At 39.9% G+C, this 2,551-nt stretch carries 3 protein-coding genes; all 3 read right to left on the bottom strand.

Annotated features, from left to right (window positions below; all coding sequences use genetic code 11):
• On the bottom strand, nt 1-223 hold a 223-nt coding region (locus H8706_RS11855), incomplete at its 3' end, for a hypothetical protein (protein WP_262432802.1).
• Nucleotides 224-241: 18 nt separating this feature from the next.
• Nucleotides 242-670 (bottom strand): hypothetical protein, encoded by a 429-nt coding sequence (locus tag H8706_RS11850; protein ID WP_262432801.1) that lies wholly within the window; start codon nt 668-670, stop codon nt 242-244.
• Nucleotides 670-2,445, bottom strand: coding sequence for a VirB4 family type IV secretion system protein (locus H8706_RS11845; protein WP_262432803.1), 1,776 nt, complete (start codon nt 2,443-2,445; stop codon nt 670-672). Before H8706_RS11845 ends, H8706_RS11850 begins: the two co-directional genes overlap by 1 nt.
• Nucleotides 2,446-2,551 lie beyond the last annotated feature (106 nt).

The raw sequence follows: 2,551 nt of genomic DNA, 5'->3' as shown, positions 1-2,551 counted from the left end.
CTATGTCATAAAACATTCTGATTTCGCCGATTACAGGATTATATTCCGTAAACAGATTTACCCAAGCACTGTCATCGCCAATTATATTTATTCCGAATTTTTTATCTACATCAAACCACGCCTCCATTGGAATGAATATATTCTTATTTTCACTATTAAACTCCATATCCTCGCATATCCTGAAATCGCTTTCTTCAAATGTGTTAAAATAATCTCTTTTCAACTCCGACACCTCCTGCTTTTAAGACATAATTATATCGTCTTGCTGAACCTCCGATTCACCGAGTGTTTCCTCAATTTCCTCATCGGTCATTCCAAGAACCTCTGAGAGTGTGGTTTCAATATCACTTCCGCCGATACTTTGTTTTATGTATTCAACCGCCCGCCAAAATAACTCCGACTGTCTTTCAAATTTTTTGCTTTTTATTTGAAGTTCAAGATAGGAACTGTCGTTATCAATTATGTTTTTTATTCCATTCTCGATTTCGGATACTGTATTTTCCGCATATTCAAAGCAAGGCATCATATTAAACTCACTAAGGCAATGCTTAAACTCGGTATCAGTCTCCGCATATACCTCGCACCATATTTCTGCAATTTCATCGCCGTTCTCTATTGCCTTCTCATAATCGGGGTTGGTTTTAATTACATATCCGCCGTATCTGAACATTATCTTCCGCCTGCCTTTCCAAAAAGCTCTTCCTTATATTTCGGAGCAATAACCATCAGATTATATCTTTCATTTCCGCACTTATACAGACATACACCTCTTTGCGGATAGCGTATCAAATTAAACTCGCTTTCATCTATCTGCAATGTATCCATATAGAACTTTGAGTCTATATTTCCGGCATTAAACAAAAACGAATGTGTCGGTATTGCAAAAAGCGGTTTTGTATATTCCGCAATTCCGGGCAGTGAAAAGTCTTCAAGGTTCTGACTTGCAAGAATAATTGACGAATCCTTTTTTCGCACGCGCTTTGAGGCATTCCTGATATATTCCACCGCAACAAGGTTTGACAAAAACAGATACAGCTCGTCTATAATTCCGGCTGTATTTCCGACTGTTAAAAGTGCATTTGTCATATATGAAAGCGTATTAAACAGTAAAGCATTTTTAATATTTTTACTTGCCTGCAACAGTCCTTTCACACCGAACACCACAAACCTGTCTGTTTTGATATTTGTATGCCCGTTAAAGAACTTGCTTTCAGCGCCAACACACATTGAATGGATTCCGAGCAAAATTTCCTGAAGTAAATTCTCAGTGTAAATAGGCTTATCGGTTCTGTCAAAGTCCTTATACTGCTCCTCAATAAATTCATACAGATCACTCATCTTGGGATAGTCTGTTGCTTTAAGCCTTGAAAAGTCTGTACTGTCGCTTATATTCCATTTCCGATACAGCTTTTCAAGCATTATTTCTATCGTGTCAATTTGCGAATCGGTAAAATCCTTGTATGATGCAAAAAAATCGCGCAGAAACGATATATGTTGGCTCAGTTTTGTTTTCCGCTTAAATGCCTCCGGAGTAGACGCATCTATTTCGGCATCGTCATCAGAATCGCTCCATGCCTTTGGTTCAAGCGGATTTATAAGGTATTCACCCGACATCAAATCGACAAAGCACCCGCCGAGATTATTCGCCATATCCTCATATTCGTGTTCCGGATCAAGGCATATTATATTCATTCCCGATTCAAGCAGATTTGTTATAATCAGCTTTGTGAGATATGATTTTCCCTGTCCGGAATTACCGAGAATTAAGATATTTGCATTTGTTTTGTCATCTGCTCTTTTGTTAAAGTCAACTATGATATTACTGCCGTATTTATCCCTGCCGAGATAAAATCCGTTTGCATCTGTTTTTCCCGAATAATTAAACGGAAACAGATTTGCAACACTTGATGCCGGAAGTACCCGTTCAAACTGATCACCGAGTGCGTTATATCCGCTCGGCATTACCGAAACAAACCCCTGCTGCTGTCTGAGCATCAGCTTGTCCACATTGAGTTTTGAGCGGATAAGCTCTGTCAATACCTCGGTCTGCAATTCTTTCAACTTATCAATGTCGTGCGACATTATTTCGATATATACCGCCGTATGGATAAGCGGTTCACGGTTTCTGTGCATCGACGCTACAAGATTAGTTACATCCTGCAAATTGCCCTCTGCAACAACCGTTTCCTGCAAGTCATTCGTTTTACTCTGGCGCAGGCGGTTCTTGTTTGCCGCATTTGATATAATCTTTCGCTCCTCTGCCGCCGTAACGTGCCTTGTGTAGATTTTAAGGCTGACTCCGTCTTTTTCTCCCAAATGTTTCAGTATTGCCTGTTCCTCGGTTGTGGTCGGGTATTCTCTCAGCGCCCATACGCTTCTGTATGTGTTTCCGCATATAAAGTAATCCGGAAAAAACTTTATAACAGACGGCGCTATCATATCCATAAAGGATTTTATTCTGACCGACTCAACCTCTGCCTTATTTTTGTTCTTTCTTGCCAATTTACCGGCACCTCCTTAATCTCCGAATATTACCCATCTGTCGCCGTCA

This window comes from Qingrenia yutianensis (assembly GCF_014385105.1).
Taxonomy (GTDB): domain Bacteria; phylum Bacillota; class Clostridia; order UMGS1810; family UMGS1810; genus Qingrenia; species Qingrenia yutianensis.
This window is presented reverse-complemented; position numbering and strand designations above follow the sequence as displayed.

What these genes read in the sequence shown, in the direction of transcription:
- H8706_RS11850 (WP_262432801.1), bottom strand. Translation starts at nt 670, where the DNA reads ATGTTCAGATACGGCGGATATGTAATTAAAACCAACCCCGATTATGAG.
- H8706_RS11845 (WP_262432803.1), bottom strand. Translation starts at nt 2,445, where the DNA reads ATGGATATGATAGCGCCGTCTGTTATAAAGTTTTTTCCGGATTACTTT.